Below are 15,577 nucleotides of genomic sequence, written 5' to 3' on the forward strand. Positions count from 1 at the left end.
CTCGCGCTTCGCGCATGCGCTTCGAGCGCTGTTCGCGCGGCCGGGCCGCTACGCCGCTTCGCGGCGGACCCTCCTCGAGGTCGGGTCGTGCGGGGCTGGGAATGCGGTCATGGCGGACTCGAGTGGTGCCGTGTGGCTGGGAGTGCGGTAGGTGGCGGACTCAAGTGGTGCCGTGTGGTCGGGAGCCCGGTAGGTGGCGGACTCGAGTAGCGCCGCGGGGGCTGAGAGCCCGGTAGGTGTCGGGCTCGAATAGGGCCGCGGGGGATGGGTGTGCGGTAGGTGGCGGACTCGGATGGTTCCAGCGGGCGACGCGCCGGGGGGCGGGGTGAACATGGGCACTCTGGGGGTCGGGGGTGGTGGGGATGCTCGATCATGAAGGTGGCGAGGGCGATTCGGGGTGAGCCGAATTTGTCGGTGGTCTCGCTTAGGGTCGCAGATGTACTCGGCCCGGCACGACGACGGAGTGAGGGTGTGTGAATCGGCTACGGGATCAATATGAGGCCTTGCTGCTCGATCTGGACGGGACGCTGTACCGCGGGCCCGAGGTGATCGATGGCGCACCCGAAGCGCTTGTGCCGCAGGGTGATTCGGCGCAGCGGTTGGTGTATGTGACCAATAACGCGGCGCGTGGGCCCGCGAAGGTCGCGGGGCATCTGGCCGAATTGGGGTATCCGGCGGCTGCCGAGGATGTGGTGACGAGTGCGCAGGCGGCGGCGCGCATGCTCGGTCAGCGGCTGTCGGCGGGGGAGGAGGTGCTGGTTGTCGGCACCGACGATCTCGCGGCCGAGGTCGAGGCTGTCGGTCTGAAGCCGGTTCGCCGGTTCGCGGACGTGCCGCCCGCGGCTGTGGTGCAGGGGCATTCGCCGACCACTGCCTGGCCCGACCTTGCCGAGGCTGCCTACGCCCTGCGCGCGGGGGTGCTGTGGGTGGCCGCCAATACCGACCGGACCCTCCCGAACGAACGGGGGCTCGCGCCCGGCAACGGTTCGATGGTCGCCGCGCTGCGGACCGCGTCCGATCGTGAACCGCTGGTGGCCGGCAAGCCCTACGCGCCGCTGATGGAAAACGCCGTCGAGCGGGCGGGGACCCGAAACGCGCTGGTCGTCGGGGACCGGCTCGACACCGACATCGAGGGTGCGAACGGTCTCGGCCTCGATTCGCTGCTCGTGCTGACCGGGGTGAGCACTCTCGACGAGGTGGCCGCCGCGTCGCCCGAGCAGGTGCCCACCTACATCGCGCGGACCCTCGACGCCCTCAATGCCGAGATCGTGCCGGGACTGGTCGCGCCCGCCGATGTCGCGGATCTGTTGCGGCAGCACCCGGGCAGGGCGGTACGGGTGCGCGCGGTCGATTCGGAAATCCGATAGCGTTGACGTCACGATGAGTACTCCGAGTTCGCCGCCGCCCGGCGCGCCACCGCAACCCCGACCAGGGATCCCGATGCCCGGCAGTCACCTGCCGGGTACTCAGGCGCATCACGTACCGGCCGACCCGAACCGGATCAGATCCCAGGTCGACGAGTTGCTCGCCGAACTCGGCGAGCGACCCACACCGGGACCCGCGGAGAACACCGAGACCGGGGCCGACATCACCCGCCGCGCACGCATCCTCGAGCAGGCGCACGAGGTGCTGGTGGACGCCCTGGCGACCGTGGACAAGATCTGAGGTGGCCAGACGAGCGCGGGTGGATGCCGAACTGGTTCGCCGCGGATTGGCCCGATCGCGGGAACACGCGGTCGAACTGATCGGCGCGGGCCGGGTCTTGATCGCCGGGACCGTCGCGGTGAAGCCGGCTACCGCCGTGGAGACCGGCACACCGCTGATCGTGCGCGAGGAACCAGACGAGGTGTCGTGGGCGTCGCGTGGCGCCCACAAGCTGCTGGGTGCCCTGGAGGCGTTCGAGCCGCAGGGACTCGAGGTCGCCGGTAAGCGGTGCCTGGACGCGGGCGCCTCGACGGGCGGGTTCACCGACGTGCTGCTGAGCAAGGGCGCGCGGGAGGTCGTCGCGGTCGACGTCGGCTACGGACAGCTGATCTGGCGTCTGCAGAACGACGAACGCGTGCGCGTGTTCGACCGCACCAACGTGCGCGGTATCACTGCTGAAACCATCGGCGGCACAGTCGAATTGGTAGTCGGGGACCTGTCGTTCATCTCGCTGGGACTGGTGCTGCCCGCGCTGGCGGCCTGCGTGAGCGACGGCGCCGATCTGCTGCCGATGGTGAAGCCGCAATTCGAGGTCGGTAAGGAACGGGTCGGTTCCGGTGGCGTGGTGCGTGACCCGGCGCTGCGGAGTGAAGTGGTGTGCGAGGTCGCGGCGGCGGCGGGCGCGCTCGGTCTGCGCACCCTCGGTGTGGTCGCCAGCCCACTGCCGGGACCGTCGGGCAATGTCGAATACTTTCTGTGGTTGCGCAAGGTCGGACCGTTCGACTACAACGCGGAACAGGTGGCGGCGCTGGTCGCCCAGGCTGTGGAGGAGGGGCCGCAGTGAGTTCGCGTGAGAGCGGCCGCGAAATTCTGCTCGTCGCCCATCCGGGACGTGCGGAGATCATCGAAACTGCACACCGGGTGGCGAAGATCTTCGCCGCGGCGGGCATCTGCCTGCGCGTGCTGGCCGACGAGGCCGACAGCACCCGATTCGAGGACGAGCCGGGGGGATACCCGGTGCGCGTCGTCCCGCACAGCCCGTCGGCGGCCAAGGGGTGCGAGATGGTGCTCGCGCTCGGGGGTGACGGAACATTCCTGCGCGCCGCCGAACTCGGCAGGCCGACCGGTGTGCCGGTGCTGGGCATCAACCTCGGCCGCATCGGTTTCCTCACCGAGGCCGAGGCCGAACACCTCGACGAAGCACTCGCCCAGGTGGTCGACCGCGACTACCGGGTCGAGGACCGGCTGACCATCGATGTCACCGTCCGGGTGGACGATGTCGTCACCGAACGCGGTTGGGCGCTGAACGAGGCGAGCATCGAGAACGCGCAGCGCATGGGCGTGCTCGAGGTGGTGCTCGAAGTGGACGGGCGCCCGGTGTCGGCCTTCGGCTGCGACGGGATTCTCATCGCCACGCCCACCGGTTCGACCGCGTACGCCTTCTCTGCGGGTGGTCCGGTGGTGTGGCCGGAGCTCGAGGCCATGCTGGTGATTCCCAGCAACGCGCACGCGCTGTTCGCCCGGCCGCTGGTGACGAGCCCGGAATCGTTGATCGCCGTGGAAACGGTGGCCACGGGGCACGACGCGATCGTCTTTCTCGACGGGCGGCGCACGCTCGCCTTGCCACGCGGCGGCCGGGCCGAGGTGGTGCGCGGCGAACGGCCGGTGCGGTGGGTGCGGCTGGACTCCGCGCCCTTCGCCGACCGGATGGTGCGCAAGTTCCAGCTGCCGGTCACGGGCTGGCGGGGTAGACAGCGAACGGGGAAGGACACCGATGCTGACCGAGATCAGGATTGACGGACTCGGCGTCATCTCGACGGCCACCGCGCAATTCCATGAGGGTCTGACCGTGCTCACCGGCGAGACCGGTGCCGGTAAAACGATGGTCGTCACCAGCCTGCACCTGCTCAGCGGCGCCCGCGCGGACGCGGGCCGGGTACGGGTCGGTGCGTCGAAAGCGGTGGTCGAAGGCCGTTTCGTCGTCGACGACGTGAACGACGCCGCCCGTGCCGCGATCGGCGAGGTACTGGAATCGGCCGGTGCCGAGGCCGACGAGGACGGCAGCGTGATCGCCGTGCGCACCGTCAACAGCGACGGGCGGTCGCGAGCCCATCTGGGTGGTCGGGGTGTGCCCGCGGCGGTGCTCGGCGAGTTCACCTCCCGTCTGCTGACCGTGCACGGACAGAACGATCAGCTGCGCCTGCAGCGTCCCGAACAGCAACTCGCCGCGCTCGACCAGTTCGCGGGCGACGGCGTGGCGTCGTTGCTGCGCAAGTACCAGGTGCACCGACGCACCTGGCTCGACGCGCGCACCGAACTCCTCGAACGCACCGCCCGCAGCCGCGAACTCGCCCTGGAAGCCGACCGGCTCAAGCATTCGCTCGCCGAAATCGACGGCATCGCACCCGAACCCGGCGAGGACACTCGGCTGGTCGCCGAGATCCGCAGGCTCAGCGACCTCGACTCGCTGCGTGAGGCCGCTGCCGCCGCCCACGAGGCGCTGTCCGGCCCCGCCGACTCCAGCGCCGACGGCGGCGGGGTGCTCGACCTGCTCGGTGGGGCGCGCGCCCGCCTCGACTCGGCCGACGACCCCGCCCTCACCGCACTCGCCCCGCGTCTCGGTGAGGCGATCGCGGTGGTCGTCGACGTGACGACCGAACTCAGCGGCTACCTGTCCGAACTGCCCTCGGACCCAAGCGCCCTGGACACGATGCTGAACCGCCAGGCCGAACTGAAATCGCTCACCCGCAAATACGCCCCCGACATCGACGGTGTGATCGCCTGGGCCGACGAATCCCGCGCCCGCCTCGACTCCCTCGACGTGTCCGAGGACGCGCTGGCCAAACTGGCCGCCGAGGTCGAGACCGCCGCGGGCAAGGTGCGCGAGGCCGCACGCAAACTCAGCGCCGCCCGCACCAAGGCCGCGTCCAAACTGGCCGCCGCCGTGAGCACCGAACTCGGTGGGCTGGCAATGGGCAAGGCGCGCTTGGAAGTTCAGGTCCGGCCGCTGCGGGCGAGCGCCCAGGACTCGGCGCCGCTCGACCTCGACGGAACGACCCTGCACGCGGGTTCCAACGGTGTCGACGAGGTGGAATTCCGGCTCTCGGCGCACTCGGGCGCGCAGTCTTTACCGCTGAGCAAGAGCGCGTCCGGCGGTGAGCTCTCGCGCGTGATGCTCGCGCTGGAAGTGGTGCTGGCCGGCTCGGATCACGGCGCGACCATGGTGTTCGACGAGGTCGACGCGGGCGTCGGCGGTCGGGCCGCGGTGGAGATCGGCAAACGCCTCGCGCGCCTGGCCCGCACGCATCAGGTGATCGTCGTGACCCACCTACCGCAGGTGGCGGCCTTCGCCGACACCCACCTGGTGGTGAACAAATCGGACGACGGAAAAGGCAAGGTGGACAGCGGAGTCCGCACCCTCACCGACGAGGAACGAGTGGTGGAACTCGCCCGCATGCTGGCCGGCCTCGACGACACCGAGACCGGCCGGGCACACGCGGAGGAACTGCTGGAGACCGCTCGGGCCGAGCGAAGTGTCTCGCTCTGATCAGCGCAGGGCTTTGCGGATGCCGCCGATGAGCTGGTTGGTCAGCTGGCGCAGGCCGAACTCCATGGCCTTGGCCGGAACGGGCAGCGACGGCTCGGATTCCATGGTGTAGACCACGCGGGTGCCGCCCTCGGCGGTGTCGGCGAAGGTGATGATGCCGACGTGGCGCTTGACCGGCGCACCCTTGACGATCTTGTACTCCATGCGCTCGCCGGGGACCAGCGCGGTGATCTCCTCGGTGACGCCGAGCTTGCCGAAGCCGAGCAGGTGCTGGGCGCCGACACCGGTGACGGCGTCGCCCTGCTTGATGAGCTTGACCTGAATGGGCAGGTGGGGACTCACGCTCTCCCGCTCGCTGAAGAGGCGGTAGACGATGTCGCGTGGGGCGTCGAGAACCGTCTCGACAGTGCTGCTCGGCATTGTTTTCTGCTCCTGATCGAAGTATCTGTGACAGGGAGCATACGGGTATCGGGGCGGTCGGTGACTCGGCGCGCCTCCACCAAAGGTTGAGGGTTTGGCTTCATCATCGGGCTCATGAAGATGCCGGCGTTGTTGTCACGGAACACCGAAACGCTGCCCGGTGTCGCCGGGATCGCGCGGGTGGATCGCAATACCCGGCGATTACTGGGTCGGGTCGGTGCGGGGGATGTCGCGGTCCTTGACGAGACCGATCTGGATCGCCATACCGCCGACCGGCTCGTCGAGGCGGGCGTCGTGGCGGTGATCAACACGTCGCCGTCGATTTCGGGTCGCTATCCGAACCTCGGTCCGGAGGTGCTGGTCGCCAACGGGATCGTGCTCATGGACGCCGTCTCCTCGGATGCGTTCGGCAAGATCAAGGACGGTGCGAAGATCCGCATCGACTCCGGTGTGGTCTATGCCGACAAGCTGACCAAGAAGGAACCCGAGGTTCTGGTCGAGGGCATCGAATTCGACGAGTCGACGATCGCCGACCGGATGATCGAGGCCCGCAACGGGCTGGCCGATCACCTCGACGCCTTCGCGGGCAACACCACCGAGTTCGTGCGCACCGAGAGCGCGCTGCTGATCGACGGTATCGGCGTGCCCGATATCGAGTTGGATCTGCGCAACCGGCATGTGGTCGTGATCGCGGACGGGCCGGGACATCTCGAGGAGTTGCAGCGCCTCAAGCCGTTCATCAAGGAGTACGCGCCGATCCTGATCGGGGTGGGCCGAGGTGCGGATACGTTGCGCAAGCTCAAGTACAAGCCGGATCTGATCGTCGGTGATCCGGACGAGATCAGCACGTCCACCTTGCGTTCCGGCGCGGAGATGATCCTGCCCGCCGACACCGACGGCCACGCGCGTGGGCTGGAACGCATCCAGGACCTCGGTATCGGCGCGACGACGTTCCCGTCGTCGGGGTCGCCGACCGACCTGGCGTTGATGCTCGCCGATCACCACGGCGCGTCGCTGATCGTGCTGGCCGGAGCGCACGCGTCGCTGGAGGACTTCTTCGACCGTGGCCGCCGCGACAGCAATCCGGCGACGTTCCTGACCCGGTTGAAGGTCGGGGCGAAGCTGGTGGACGCGAATGCCGTGTCGACGCTGTACCGGCATCGGTCGACCGGTGCGGCGCTGGCGTTCGTGGTGCTGGCGGCGCTGGTGGCGGTGGTCGTGGTGATCCTGGCTTCGCAGAGCGGGTCCGAGGTGTTCGATGTGGCCGCCGGGTATTGGGACCGGCTCGTCGAGTGGGTGCGGGTACAGCTGTGATCTCGCTGCGTCAGCACGCGATATCGATCGCGGCGATCTTCCTGGCTCTCGCTATCGGGGTGGTACTCGGTTCGCAGACGGTGGCCGCCGATCTGCTGTCGGGTCTGCGTTCGGACAAGGATGATCTCGGCAGCCAGGTCGAGGCATTGAGTGCGGAGAACGCCCAGCTCACCAGCCGTCTGGACGCGACGGACGGATTCATCGCCGGCGCGTCGGGCCGCATCCTGGCAGGCACGTTGGCCGACCGGCGCGTACTGGTGTTCACCACTCCCGACGCCGATCCCGCCGATGTCGACGGCGTACGCAAGGCGCTCGAAACGGCGGGCGCCTCGGTGACCGGCCGGATCGCTCTCACCGATGGCTTCGTCGACAGCGGTGAGGGTGATCGCCTGCGATCGGCGCTGACCAATGTCGTCCCCGCGGGCGCGCAGCTGCGCACCGGCGCCGTCGACCAGGGCAGCATGGCGGGCGACCTGCTCGGCCTGACCCTTTTTATCGACCCGGCGACCAACAATCCCCGCGCCACACCCCAGGAACAGGCCCTGCTCCTGGAAACCCTGCGCGGCGGCGGCTTCCTCGCCTACGGCGACACGCCGACCGACCCCGCCCAGATGGCCGTCGTCGTCACCGGCGACGGCATCGCCGACGACTCCGGCCAGGGTGCGACCATCGCCCGCTTCACCGGCGCCCTCCGCGCCCGCACCGCCGCCACCGTCCTGGCAGGCCGCCCAGGCGCCGCCGAAGGCAACGCCCCCATCGCCCACGTCCGCGCCCAAGCCCCCCTCGCAACCACCGTCACCACCGTCGACAACATCGACCGCGAAACAGGCCGAGTAACAACAGCCCTCGCCCTCCCCGAACAACTCAACGGCGTAGCCGGACGCTACGGCACAGGCCCCGCAGCAACCTCCCTGACGCTGGTAGCAATGCCCCGCTGACTGAGACCCTCACCACCGCAAATAGCGAGTTTCCGCGCCAGCGATCCCAACAAAACCCCTGATCTCGCAAGCACATGGGTAACTCACCGGGTACGGGCCAAGTCCTCCGCACCTGACCGCCGGCGGCCGACGCGACAGTCCACGCACCTCGGTTGCGCTTGAAGTTCCGGGGAGGCGGTACAGTGGTGGTCCGTGGGTCATCAACGGAATCAGGCTCGAAATGCCACCAAGCACATCTTCGTGAGCGGTGGCGTCGCCTCCTCTTTGGGTAAGGGTCTCACCGCTTCCAGCCTCGGTCAGTTGCTGACCGCGCGCGGTATGCGGGTGACGATGCAGAAGCTCGACCCGTATCTGAACGTCGATCCGGGCACCATGAACCCGTTCCAGCACGGTGAGGTGTTCGTCACCGAGGACGGCGCCGAGACCGATCTGGATGTCGGTCACTACGAGCGTTTCCTCGATCGCGATCTGTCCGGTGCGGCGAATGTGACGACCGGTCAGATCTATTCGACCGTGATCGCCAAGGAGCGGCGCGGCGAGTACCTCGGTGACACCGTGCAGGTGATCCCGCACATCACCGACGAGATCAAGAACCGCATCATGGCGATGACCGGTCCGGATCTGCAGGGTCATGTGCCGGATGTGGTGATCACCGAGATCGGTGGCACCGTCGGTGACATCGAGTCGCAGCCGTTCCTCGAGGCGGCGCGCCAGATCCGCCATGATGTCGGCCGCGACAATGTGTTCTTCCTGCATGTGTCGCTGGTGCCGTACCTGGCGCCCTCGGGTGAACTCAAGACCAAGCCGACGCAGCATTCGGTGGCGGCGCTGCGCAATATCGGTATCCAGCCCGACGCGCTGATCCTGCGCTGTGACCGTGAGGTGCCACAGGGTCTGAAGAACAAGATCGCGCTGATGTGCGACGTGGACGTGGAGGCGTGCATCTCCACCCCGGACGCGCCGTCGATCTACGACATCCCGAAGGTGCTGCACAGCGAGGGCCTGGACGCCTACGTGGTGCGCAAGCTGGGGCTGCCGTTCCGCGATGTCGACTGGACGGTGTGGGGCGACCTGCTCGAGCGCGTGCACTCGCCGCGCGAGACCGTCGAGGTGGCGCTGGTCGGCAAGTACGTCGATCTGCCCGACGCCTACCTGTCGGTGACCGAGGCGCTGCGTGCGGGTGGCTTCGCGCATCGTTCGAAGGTGCAGATCCGCTGGGTGCCCTCCGACGAGTGCGAGACCGAGGCGGGCGCGCAGGCCGCGTTGCGTGACGTGGACGCGGTGCTGATCCCCGGCGGATTCGGTATCCGTGGCATCGAGGGCAAGCTCGGCGCCATCAGCTACGCGCGCAGGCGCGGTATCCCGCTGCTCGGCCTGTGTCTCGGTCTGCAGTGTGTGGTGATCGAGGCGGCCCGTTCGGTGGGCATCGCGGACGCGAACTCCGCGGAGTTCGAGCCCGACACCGAGAACCCCGTCATCTCGACCATGGCCGACCAGGAAGACGTGGTCGCCGGTGAGGCCGATCTGGGCGGCACCATGCGTCTGGGCGCGTACCCGGCCACCCTGCAGAAGGGTTCGGTCGTGGCGCAGGCCTACGGCAGCGAGCACGTGTCCGAGCGGCACCGGCATCGCTTCGAGGTGAACAACGCCTACCGCGACGCGATCGCCAAAAGCGGTCTGGTGTTCTCGGGCACCTCCCCCGACGGGCACCTGGTGGAGTTCGTGGAGTACCCGGCCTCGGTGCACCCGTTCTTCGTCGCCACCCAGGCGCACCCGGAGCTCAAGAGCCGTCCTACCCGGCCGCATCCGCTGTTCGCCGCGCTGATCCACGCGGCGTTGAAATACAAACTGGCCGAACGCCTTCCCGTAGACTTTCCGGAGGAAGAGCTCGCGGAGCAGGCCGCGGAACTCTGAATCGGTGGCAAGGCGGCGATGAGCGAACCCGGTAAGCACGACTTCGAGACGGTATCGAGCCGGGTGCTCTACAGCGGCGCGATCGTGGCCCTGCGCCAAGACCAGGTCGCGATGCCCGACGGGCGGGTCGCCGAGCGTGAGGTCATCGAGCATCACGGTGCGGTGGCGGTCCTCGCGCTCGACGACGAGGGACGGGTGGTGCTGATCCGCCAGTACCGCCATCCCATCCGCACCCGGCTGCTCGAACTGCCCGCCGGACTGCTCGATATCGACGGCGAGGACCCGCTCACCGCGGCCAAGCGCGAGCTGGCCGAGGAGACGGGCCTGGCCGCCGCCGAGTGGTCGGTGCTGGTGGATGTGGCGTTGTCGCCGGGATTCACCGACGAGGCGCTGCGGGTGTTCTTCGCGACCGGGCTCACCGAGACCGACCGCCCGGACCCCGAGCACGAGGAAGCCGACCTGGAATTGGTGCGGATGCCGCTCGACGAGGCGGTCCGTGCGGCCCTGGCCGGCGAGATCGTGAACGCGACCGCCGTGGCGGGTGTGCTCGCCTACGCCTCGGCCGAGGCGAACGGGTTGCCCCTGCGTCCGGCCGACGCGCCGTGGCCGGGTCAGCCGACGGCGTTCCTGCGGCGCAAAGCAGCCGAGGCGCGAACCGACGCCCGGTCGTGACAGAGCGTCCGGCGCACATCGAGACGCACGCGGTCCTGTACCGCGCCCTTGCCGCCTGGGTGGAAAGAACGAATCCGGCGGGGCGCGGGGCCAAGGGGAGTGTCGCGCGACGGCGAACGGCGTCGGCCACGGGCTCGGCTGTTCGGCTCGGCGGCGGGTAGGCGCGGATGAGTGTGCTGGCGCGGGAGATCGACGCCTACCTCGACCATCTGGCGGTCGAGCGTGGTGCCGCGCGCAACACGCTGGGCGCCTACCGGCGTGATCTGTCCCGCTACCAGGCGTTTCTCAGTACCCGCGGTATCGAGTCCCTGCGCGACGTCACCCAAGGCGACGTCGCCGAATTCACGATGGCGCTGCGCGCAGGCAGCGCGGACCATCCACCGCTCGCCGCCGGGTCGGTAGCCAGGGCCTTGATCGCGGTGCGCGGGCTGCACCGGTTCGCGGCAGCGGAGGGCATCACCGACACCGATGTGGCGCATGCGGTGAAACCACCCGCACCCGGCCGCAGGTTGCCCAAAGCGCTGCCTTACGACCAGGTTCTGCGTGTGCTCGAAGCGGCAGGCGGTGACGGTTCTCCGGGCGGCACCGACGGTGGGCCGCGCGGTCTGCGAGACCGGGCGCTGCTCGAACTGCTGTACTCCACGGGCGCCCGCATCTCGGAGATGGTCGGGCTCGACGTCGACGACATCGACACCGAACAGCGCTGCGTGGTGCTGCGCGGCAAAGGTGGCAAGCAACGCCTCGTCCCCATCGGCAGGCCCGCCCTCGCCGCCGTCGACGCCTACCTTGTGCGCGGCAGACCCTCGCTGGCCGCGAACGGAAAAGGAAGCGGCGGTGCGCTTTTCCTCAACAATCGGGGCGGCAGGCTGTCACGGCAGAGCGCCTGGCAGGTGTTGCAGACCGCCGCCGAACGCGCGGGCATCGGTGCGACGGTGTCGCCGCACACACTGCGCCACTCCTTCGCCACCCACCTGCTCGACGGCGGCGCCGACGTGCGTGTGGTGCAGGAACTGCTCGGGCACGCCTCGGTGACGACCACCCAGATCTACACCCTCGTCACGGTGAGCACCCTGCGTGAAGTGTGGGCCACCGCCCACCCCCGCGCCCGTTGACGGAGACGGCCGCACTTCGGCCGAAGCGGTATCGTGCGAACACGCCCGGCGTTGCCATGCCGTACCCGAGCGGTGCGAGCGGTAGCGTCTACCCGGAGCTGGACCGTACGAAAGTGAGGTGGGTGGCGAACCGGCCTCGCTACCCTCGACAGGGGTTACCGGCAAGGAAACGTATAAGGAGCAGCGGATCGTGACGACAGCGGAAACACCGTGGGACGGTGGGCCGGAACAGGTCACCGAGGCCGTCGAGATCGGCCCGACGGGCCGCCCGCTGCGCCTGGTACCCGAACCACCACAGGTCAAACAGCACGGCGACGCGCTCGTCGTGGCCATGTGCAACCAGAAGGGCGGGGTCGGCAAGACCACCTCGACCATCAATCTCGGTGCGGCACTGGCCGAATACGGGCGCCGCGTACTGCTGGTCGACCTCGACCCGCAGGGCGCGCTGTCGGCCGGCCTCGGGGTCGCCCATCACGATCTCGACCTGACCGTGCACAACCTGCTGATCGGCGGCAAGGCCTCGGTCGACGACGTGCTGCAGACCACCAAGGTCGACGGCATGGACCTGCTACCCAGCAACATCGACCTCTCGGCCGCCGAGATCCAGCTGGTCAACGAGGTGGGCCGCGAACAGTCCCTCGGCCGGGCGCTGGCCGGAGTCCGTGATCGCTACGACTACATCCTCATCGACTGCCAGCCCTCGCTCGGCCTGCTCACCGTCAACGCCTTGGCCTGCTCCGACGGGGTCATCATTCCGATGGAATGCGAGTACTTCTCGCTGCGCGGGCTGGCCCTGCTCAACGACACCGTGGAGAAGGTGCGCGATCGCCTCAACCCCAGGCTGAGCCTGTACGGCATCGTGGTCACCATGTTCGACGCGCGGTTGCTGCATTCGCGTCAGGTGATGTCGCGCGTGGTCGAGGTGTTCGGCGACCTGGTCTACGACACCGCCATCTCGCGCACCGTCCGGTTCCCCGACGCCAGCGTCGCCGGTGAGCCGATCACCACGTGGGCACCGAAATCGGCGGGCGCGGAAGCGTATCGGGCCATGGCACGCGAGGTCATCCACCGGTCGGGCCGGTGATCGAGGCACAACCTGCGGTGCAAGCAGTACCCGAAGAGGCAGTACCGGCGGAAACCAGCGGATTCCATCTGCGGCTCACCAATTTCGAGGGACCGTTCGATCTGCTGCTGACGCTGATCAGTTCACGCAAACTCGATGTCACCGAGGTGGCGCTGCACAAGGTCACCGACGAATTCATCGCCTACACCAAGGCATTGACCGCCGAGCTGGCCGAGAACACCAAGCTGCGCGCGGACAAGATCCTCGATCAGACCACCGAATTCCTCGTTGTCGCCGCGACGCTGCTCGACCTGAAAGCCGCGCGGCTGCTGCCGTCGGGGGAGATGACCGACGCCGAGGACCTCGAACTGCTCGAGGCTCGCGACCTGCTGTTCGCCCGGCTGCTGCAGTACCGCGCGTTCAAACAGGTGGCCGAGTTGCTCGCCGAGCTGGAAGCCGCCGCGCTGCGCCGGTATCCGAGATCGGTGGCGCTGGAGGACCAGTTCGCCGGGCTGCTCCCCGAAGTGACCCTCGGGGTGGATGTCGCCGCGTTCGCCGAGATCGCGGCCGCCGCGTTCCGGCCGCGCCCGGTCGCCGAGGTCGGGCTCGGACATCTGCACATGCACACCATCTCGGTGGCCGAACAGGCCGAGCTGGTGCTGGCCCGGCTCAAGGAACGCGGGCCCGGCGGGTGGACGACGTTCGCCGAGCTGGTGTCCGATTGCACTGTTCCGGTGGAAATCGTTGCCCGGTTCCTGGCGTTGCTCGAGCTGTATCGCGGCAAGACCATCGCCTTCGACCAGCCCGACCCGCTCGGCCCGCTGGCCGTGAGCTGGCTCGGCGAACTCGACCCCGACGCCGAGGCGGCGGCCTTGACCTTCGAGGAGGATTACGGATGAGCGACCTAGTGGCTGAACTCACTTCTGAGCGGCTCGACGACGCGGAACTGCGGTCCGCGCTCGAGGCCATGCTGCTCGTCGTGGACGCTCCCGCGCCGGTAGAACAGCTGGCCGCGGCCCTGGACGACACCAGCGAACGGGTCGAGGAAACCCTGCGCGCCATGTCGGCGGAACTGACCGCACGCGGCAGCGGCATCGACCTGCGTTTCGTCGGCGACGGTTGGCGCTTCTATACTCGACAGGAGTACGCGCCCTATGTCGAGCGGGTACTGCTCGACGGGGCCCGGACGAAGCTCACCCGGGCCGCCTTGGAAACCTTGGCGGTGGTCGCCTACCGCCAGCCGGTGACCCGCACCCGGGTCAGCGCGGTTCGCGGGGTGAACGTCGACGGAGTGATGCGCACGCTGCTGGCGCGGGGCTTGATCGCGGAAGCGGGTCAGGACCCGGAAACCAACGGCACGCTCTACCGCACCACCGAGTTGTTCCTCGAACGGATCGGGCTCGCCTCACTCGGCGACCTGCCACCGCTGGCGCCGCTGCTTCCCGGCGTCGATCTGATCGACGAGATCAGCGAGAGCCTGGACACCGATCCCCGGTACACCAGGCTGCAAAAACCCGCCGAGTCCGACATGGATCTCGGCACCGACGATTGACAGGACAGATGAATAATTCCGCTCGCCGAGATGGCACACCGGATCGAAGAAAACGCAGCGACCAGCCCCGAAGTGGCGCGAACCGAACCGCGGCCCCCCGCGGCGGCAGTGCGCGCACCGGTCAGGCCGGTTCCCGTGGCGAGGCCCCCGGCCGCCGCGGCACCAGCGCGGGTGGCTTCCAGCGCGGCAATCAGACAGCGGCCCGATCGGCCGGTTCCTTCCAGCGCGACGCGGAGTCCGGTGGTCGCCGTGGTTCGACCGGGGGCTACCAGCGCGACGACCGTCGCAGCGCCCCCGGTGGTTACCAGCGTGACGATCGACGCAGCGCCCCGGCCGGTGGCGACCGTCGTGGCCCGTCCGCCGGTGGTTACCAGCGCGGCACCGGCGCTGCCAGTGGCGGCGGCTACCCGCGTGGTGACGCCGACCGCGGACAGCGTGGCGATACAGCCGGACAGCGCAGCGGCGCGTCGGCCGGCACGCAGGCCTTCGCGGCGCGCAACAAGAAGTCCGCGAAACCGCAGCGCAAGGTGGTCGCCCCGACGATCCTGAACAACGCCAAGCCTGCCCGTCATCAGCACGCCGACACCGCCGAGGGCCCCAAGAAGCTCCCGTGGGGTGAAGGCGAACGCCTGCAGAAGGTGCTCGCCAAGGCCGGTGTGGCCTCGCGTCGCGCCGCCGAGGAGATGATCGCCCAGGGCCGCGTGGAGGTCGACGGCAAGATCGTGCGCGAGCAGGGTCTTCGTATCGACGCCGAGAACGCCGTCGTGCGCGTTGACGGCACCCGCGTGGTCGTGCGGGACGAACTCGTGCACCTGGTGCTGAACAAGCCCAAGGGCTGGCAGTCCACCATGTCCGACGACCTGGGTCGCCCCTGTGTCGGTGACATCGTGGCCGAACGGATCGCCGCGGGTCAGCGCCTGTTCCACGTGGGTCGACTCGATGCCGACACCGAGGGCCTGCTGCTGCTCACCAACGACGGCGAGATGGCGCACCGCCTGATGCACCCCTCGTTCGAGGTGCCCAAGACCTACCTGGCCACCGTGTACGGCGAGGTGAACTACCGGCTCGTCGGCAAGCGGCTGCGCGAAGGCGTCGAGCTCGAGGACGGTCCGGCCAAGGTCGACAAGTTCATGGTGCTCGAATCCTACGAGGGCCGGTCGCTGGTGAAACTGGTGCTGCACGAAGGCCGCAAGCACATCGTGCGCCGCCTGCTCGACGAGGTGGGTCACCCGGTGATCCGCCTGGTCCGCACGCACCTCGGTCCGGTGGCACTCGGCGATCAGCGTCCCGGCACCCTTCGGGTGCTCGGCCGCGACGAAATCGGCAAACTCTACGAGGCGGTGCAGCTGTGAACGGAGTGGATTTCTCGGTGGAACCTGCCCAGGGCAGGCTCGCCGGCGA

Annotated in this window: 15 protein-coding genes; 14 read left to right on the forward strand and 1 reads right to left on the reverse strand. The window is 68.7% G+C overall.

Annotated elements, in window-relative coordinates; translation table 11 throughout:
- Positions 1 to 473 precede the first annotated feature (473 nt).
- Genes AB0I35_RS25495 through recN form a run of 5 tightly spaced genes read left to right on the forward strand, consistent with a single transcriptional unit; the run spans position 474 to position 5,191 of the window.
- Positions 474 to 1,367 carry an HAD-IIA family hydrolase gene (locus tag AB0I35_RS25495; RefSeq protein WP_357398819.1) on the forward strand — a complete coding sequence of 298 codons (894 nt, stop codon included), beginning with the start codon at positions 474 to 476 and terminating at the stop codon, positions 1,365 to 1,367.
- 13 nt (positions 1,368 to 1,380) lie between these two features.
- A complete protein-coding gene (locus AB0I35_RS25500) occupies positions 1,381 to 1,665 on the forward strand; it encodes a hypothetical protein (RefSeq protein WP_357398820.1) in 285 nt (94 codons plus the stop codon).
- 1 nt (position 1,666) lies between these two features.
- The gene (locus AB0I35_RS25505; RefSeq protein WP_357398822.1) at positions 1,667 to 2,488 is read left to right on the forward strand and encodes a TlyA family RNA methyltransferase; all 822 of its coding nucleotides are present in this window, start codon (positions 1,667 to 1,669) and stop codon (positions 2,486 to 2,488) included.
- Positions 2,485 to 3,441 carry an NAD kinase gene (locus AB0I35_RS25510; RefSeq protein ID WP_357398823.1) on the forward strand — a complete coding sequence of 319 codons (957 nt, stop codon included), beginning with the start codon at positions 2,485 to 2,487 and terminating at the stop codon, positions 3,439 to 3,441. The genes AB0I35_RS25505 and AB0I35_RS25510 overlap by 4 nt, the downstream gene beginning before the upstream one ends.
- Positions 3,419 to 5,191, forward strand: coding sequence for a DNA repair protein RecN (gene recN / locus AB0I35_RS25515; protein ID WP_357398824.1), 1,773 nt, complete (start codon positions 3,419 to 3,421; stop codon positions 5,189 to 5,191). Before AB0I35_RS25510 ends, recN begins: the two co-directional genes overlap by 23 nt.
- Here the strand turns inward: recN and AB0I35_RS25520 are convergent, their stop codons facing one another.
- On the reverse strand, positions 5,192 to 5,611 hold the full coding sequence (locus AB0I35_RS25520; RefSeq protein WP_357398826.1) for an SRPBCC family protein: 420 nt from the start codon (positions 5,609 to 5,611) through the stop codon (positions 5,192 to 5,194). It lies immediately after the preceding gene.
- A 114-nt stretch (positions 5,612 to 5,725) separates the two neighbouring features.
- Between AB0I35_RS25520 and steA the strand changes: the two genes are divergently transcribed.
- From steA to AB0I35_RS25565, 9 genes are all read left to right on the forward strand, one after another.
- Complete coding sequence (gene steA, locus AB0I35_RS25525) at positions 5,726 to 6,925, forward strand: putative cytokinetic ring protein SteA (RefSeq protein WP_357398827.1); 1,200 nt, start codon at positions 5,726 to 5,728, stop codon at positions 6,923 to 6,925.
- Positions 6,922 to 7,863, forward strand: coding sequence for a copper transporter (locus AB0I35_RS25530; RefSeq protein WP_357398829.1), 942 nt, complete (start codon positions 6,922 to 6,924; stop codon positions 7,861 to 7,863). The genes steA and AB0I35_RS25530 overlap by 4 nt, the downstream gene beginning before the upstream one ends.
- A gap of 192 nt (positions 7,864 to 8,055) precedes the next feature.
- Entirely contained in the window at positions 8,056 to 9,777 is a 1,722-nt protein-coding gene (locus AB0I35_RS25535) for a CTP synthase (protein ID WP_357398830.1), read from the forward strand.
- An 18-nt stretch (positions 9,778 to 9,795) separates the two neighbouring features.
- On the forward strand, positions 9,796 to 10,449 hold the full coding sequence (locus AB0I35_RS25540) for an NUDIX hydrolase (protein ID WP_357398831.1): 654 nt from the start codon (positions 9,796 to 9,798) through the stop codon (positions 10,447 to 10,449).
- Positions 10,450 to 10,616: 167 nt separating this feature from the next.
- Complete coding sequence (xerD, locus tag AB0I35_RS25545; RefSeq protein ID WP_357398832.1) at positions 10,617 to 11,561, forward strand: site-specific tyrosine recombinase XerD; 945 nt, start codon at positions 10,617 to 10,619, stop codon at positions 11,559 to 11,561.
- A 190-nt stretch (positions 11,562 to 11,751) separates the two neighbouring features.
- Positions 11,752 to 12,645, forward strand: a complete 894-nt coding sequence (locus tag AB0I35_RS25550) for a ParA family protein (RefSeq protein ID WP_067494410.1) — start codon at positions 11,752 to 11,754, stop codon at positions 12,643 to 12,645.
- Positions 12,645 to 13,523 (forward strand): segregation/condensation protein A, encoded by an 879-nt coding sequence (locus tag AB0I35_RS25555; protein ID WP_357398962.1) that lies wholly within the window; start codon positions 12,645 to 12,647, stop codon positions 13,521 to 13,523. The genes AB0I35_RS25550 and AB0I35_RS25555 overlap by 1 nt, the downstream gene beginning before the upstream one ends.
- Entirely contained in the window at positions 13,520 to 14,176 is a 657-nt protein-coding gene (gene scpB, locus AB0I35_RS25560; protein WP_357398834.1) for an SMC-Scp complex subunit ScpB, read from the forward strand. The genes AB0I35_RS25555 and scpB overlap by 4 nt, the downstream gene beginning before the upstream one ends.
- 8 nt (positions 14,177 to 14,184) lie before the next feature.
- Positions 14,185 to 15,528, forward strand: coding sequence for a pseudouridine synthase (locus tag AB0I35_RS25565; protein WP_357398836.1), 1,344 nt, complete (start codon positions 14,185 to 14,187; stop codon positions 15,526 to 15,528).
- Positions 15,529 to 15,577: the final 49 nt, after the last annotated feature.

The sequence above is a fragment of the Nocardia sp. NPDC050378 genome (assembly GCF_040655675.1).
Taxonomy (GTDB): domain Bacteria; phylum Actinomycetota; class Actinomycetes; order Mycobacteriales; family Mycobacteriaceae; genus Nocardia; species Nocardia coubleae.

What these genes read in the sequence shown, in the direction of transcription:
- AB0I35_RS25500 (WP_357398820.1), top strand. Translation starts at nt 1,381, where the DNA reads ATGAGTACTCCGAGTTCGCCGCCGCCCGGCGCGCCACCGCAACCCCGA.
- recN (WP_357398824.1), top strand. Translation starts at nt 3,419, where the DNA reads ATGCTGACCGAGATCAGGATTGACGGACTCGGCGTCATCTCGACGGCC.
- AB0I35_RS25520 (WP_357398826.1), bottom strand. Translation starts at nt 5,611, where the DNA reads ATGCCGAGCAGCACTGTCGAGACGGTTCTCGACGCCCCACGCGACATC.
- steA (WP_357398827.1), top strand. Translation starts at nt 5,726, where the DNA reads ATGAAGATGCCGGCGTTGTTGTCACGGAACACCGAAACGCTGCCCGGT.
- AB0I35_RS25540 (WP_357398831.1), top strand. Translation starts at nt 9,796, where the DNA reads ATGAGCGAACCCGGTAAGCACGACTTCGAGACGGTATCGAGCCGGGTG.
- xerD (WP_357398832.1), top strand. Translation starts at nt 10,617, where the DNA reads ATGAGTGTGCTGGCGCGGGAGATCGACGCCTACCTCGACCATCTGGCG.
- scpB (WP_357398834.1), top strand. Translation starts at nt 13,520, where the DNA reads ATGAGCGACCTAGTGGCTGAACTCACTTCTGAGCGGCTCGACGACGCG.
- AB0I35_RS25565 (WP_357398836.1), top strand. Translation starts at nt 14,185, where the DNA reads ATGAATAATTCCGCTCGCCGAGATGGCACACCGGATCGAAGAAAACGC.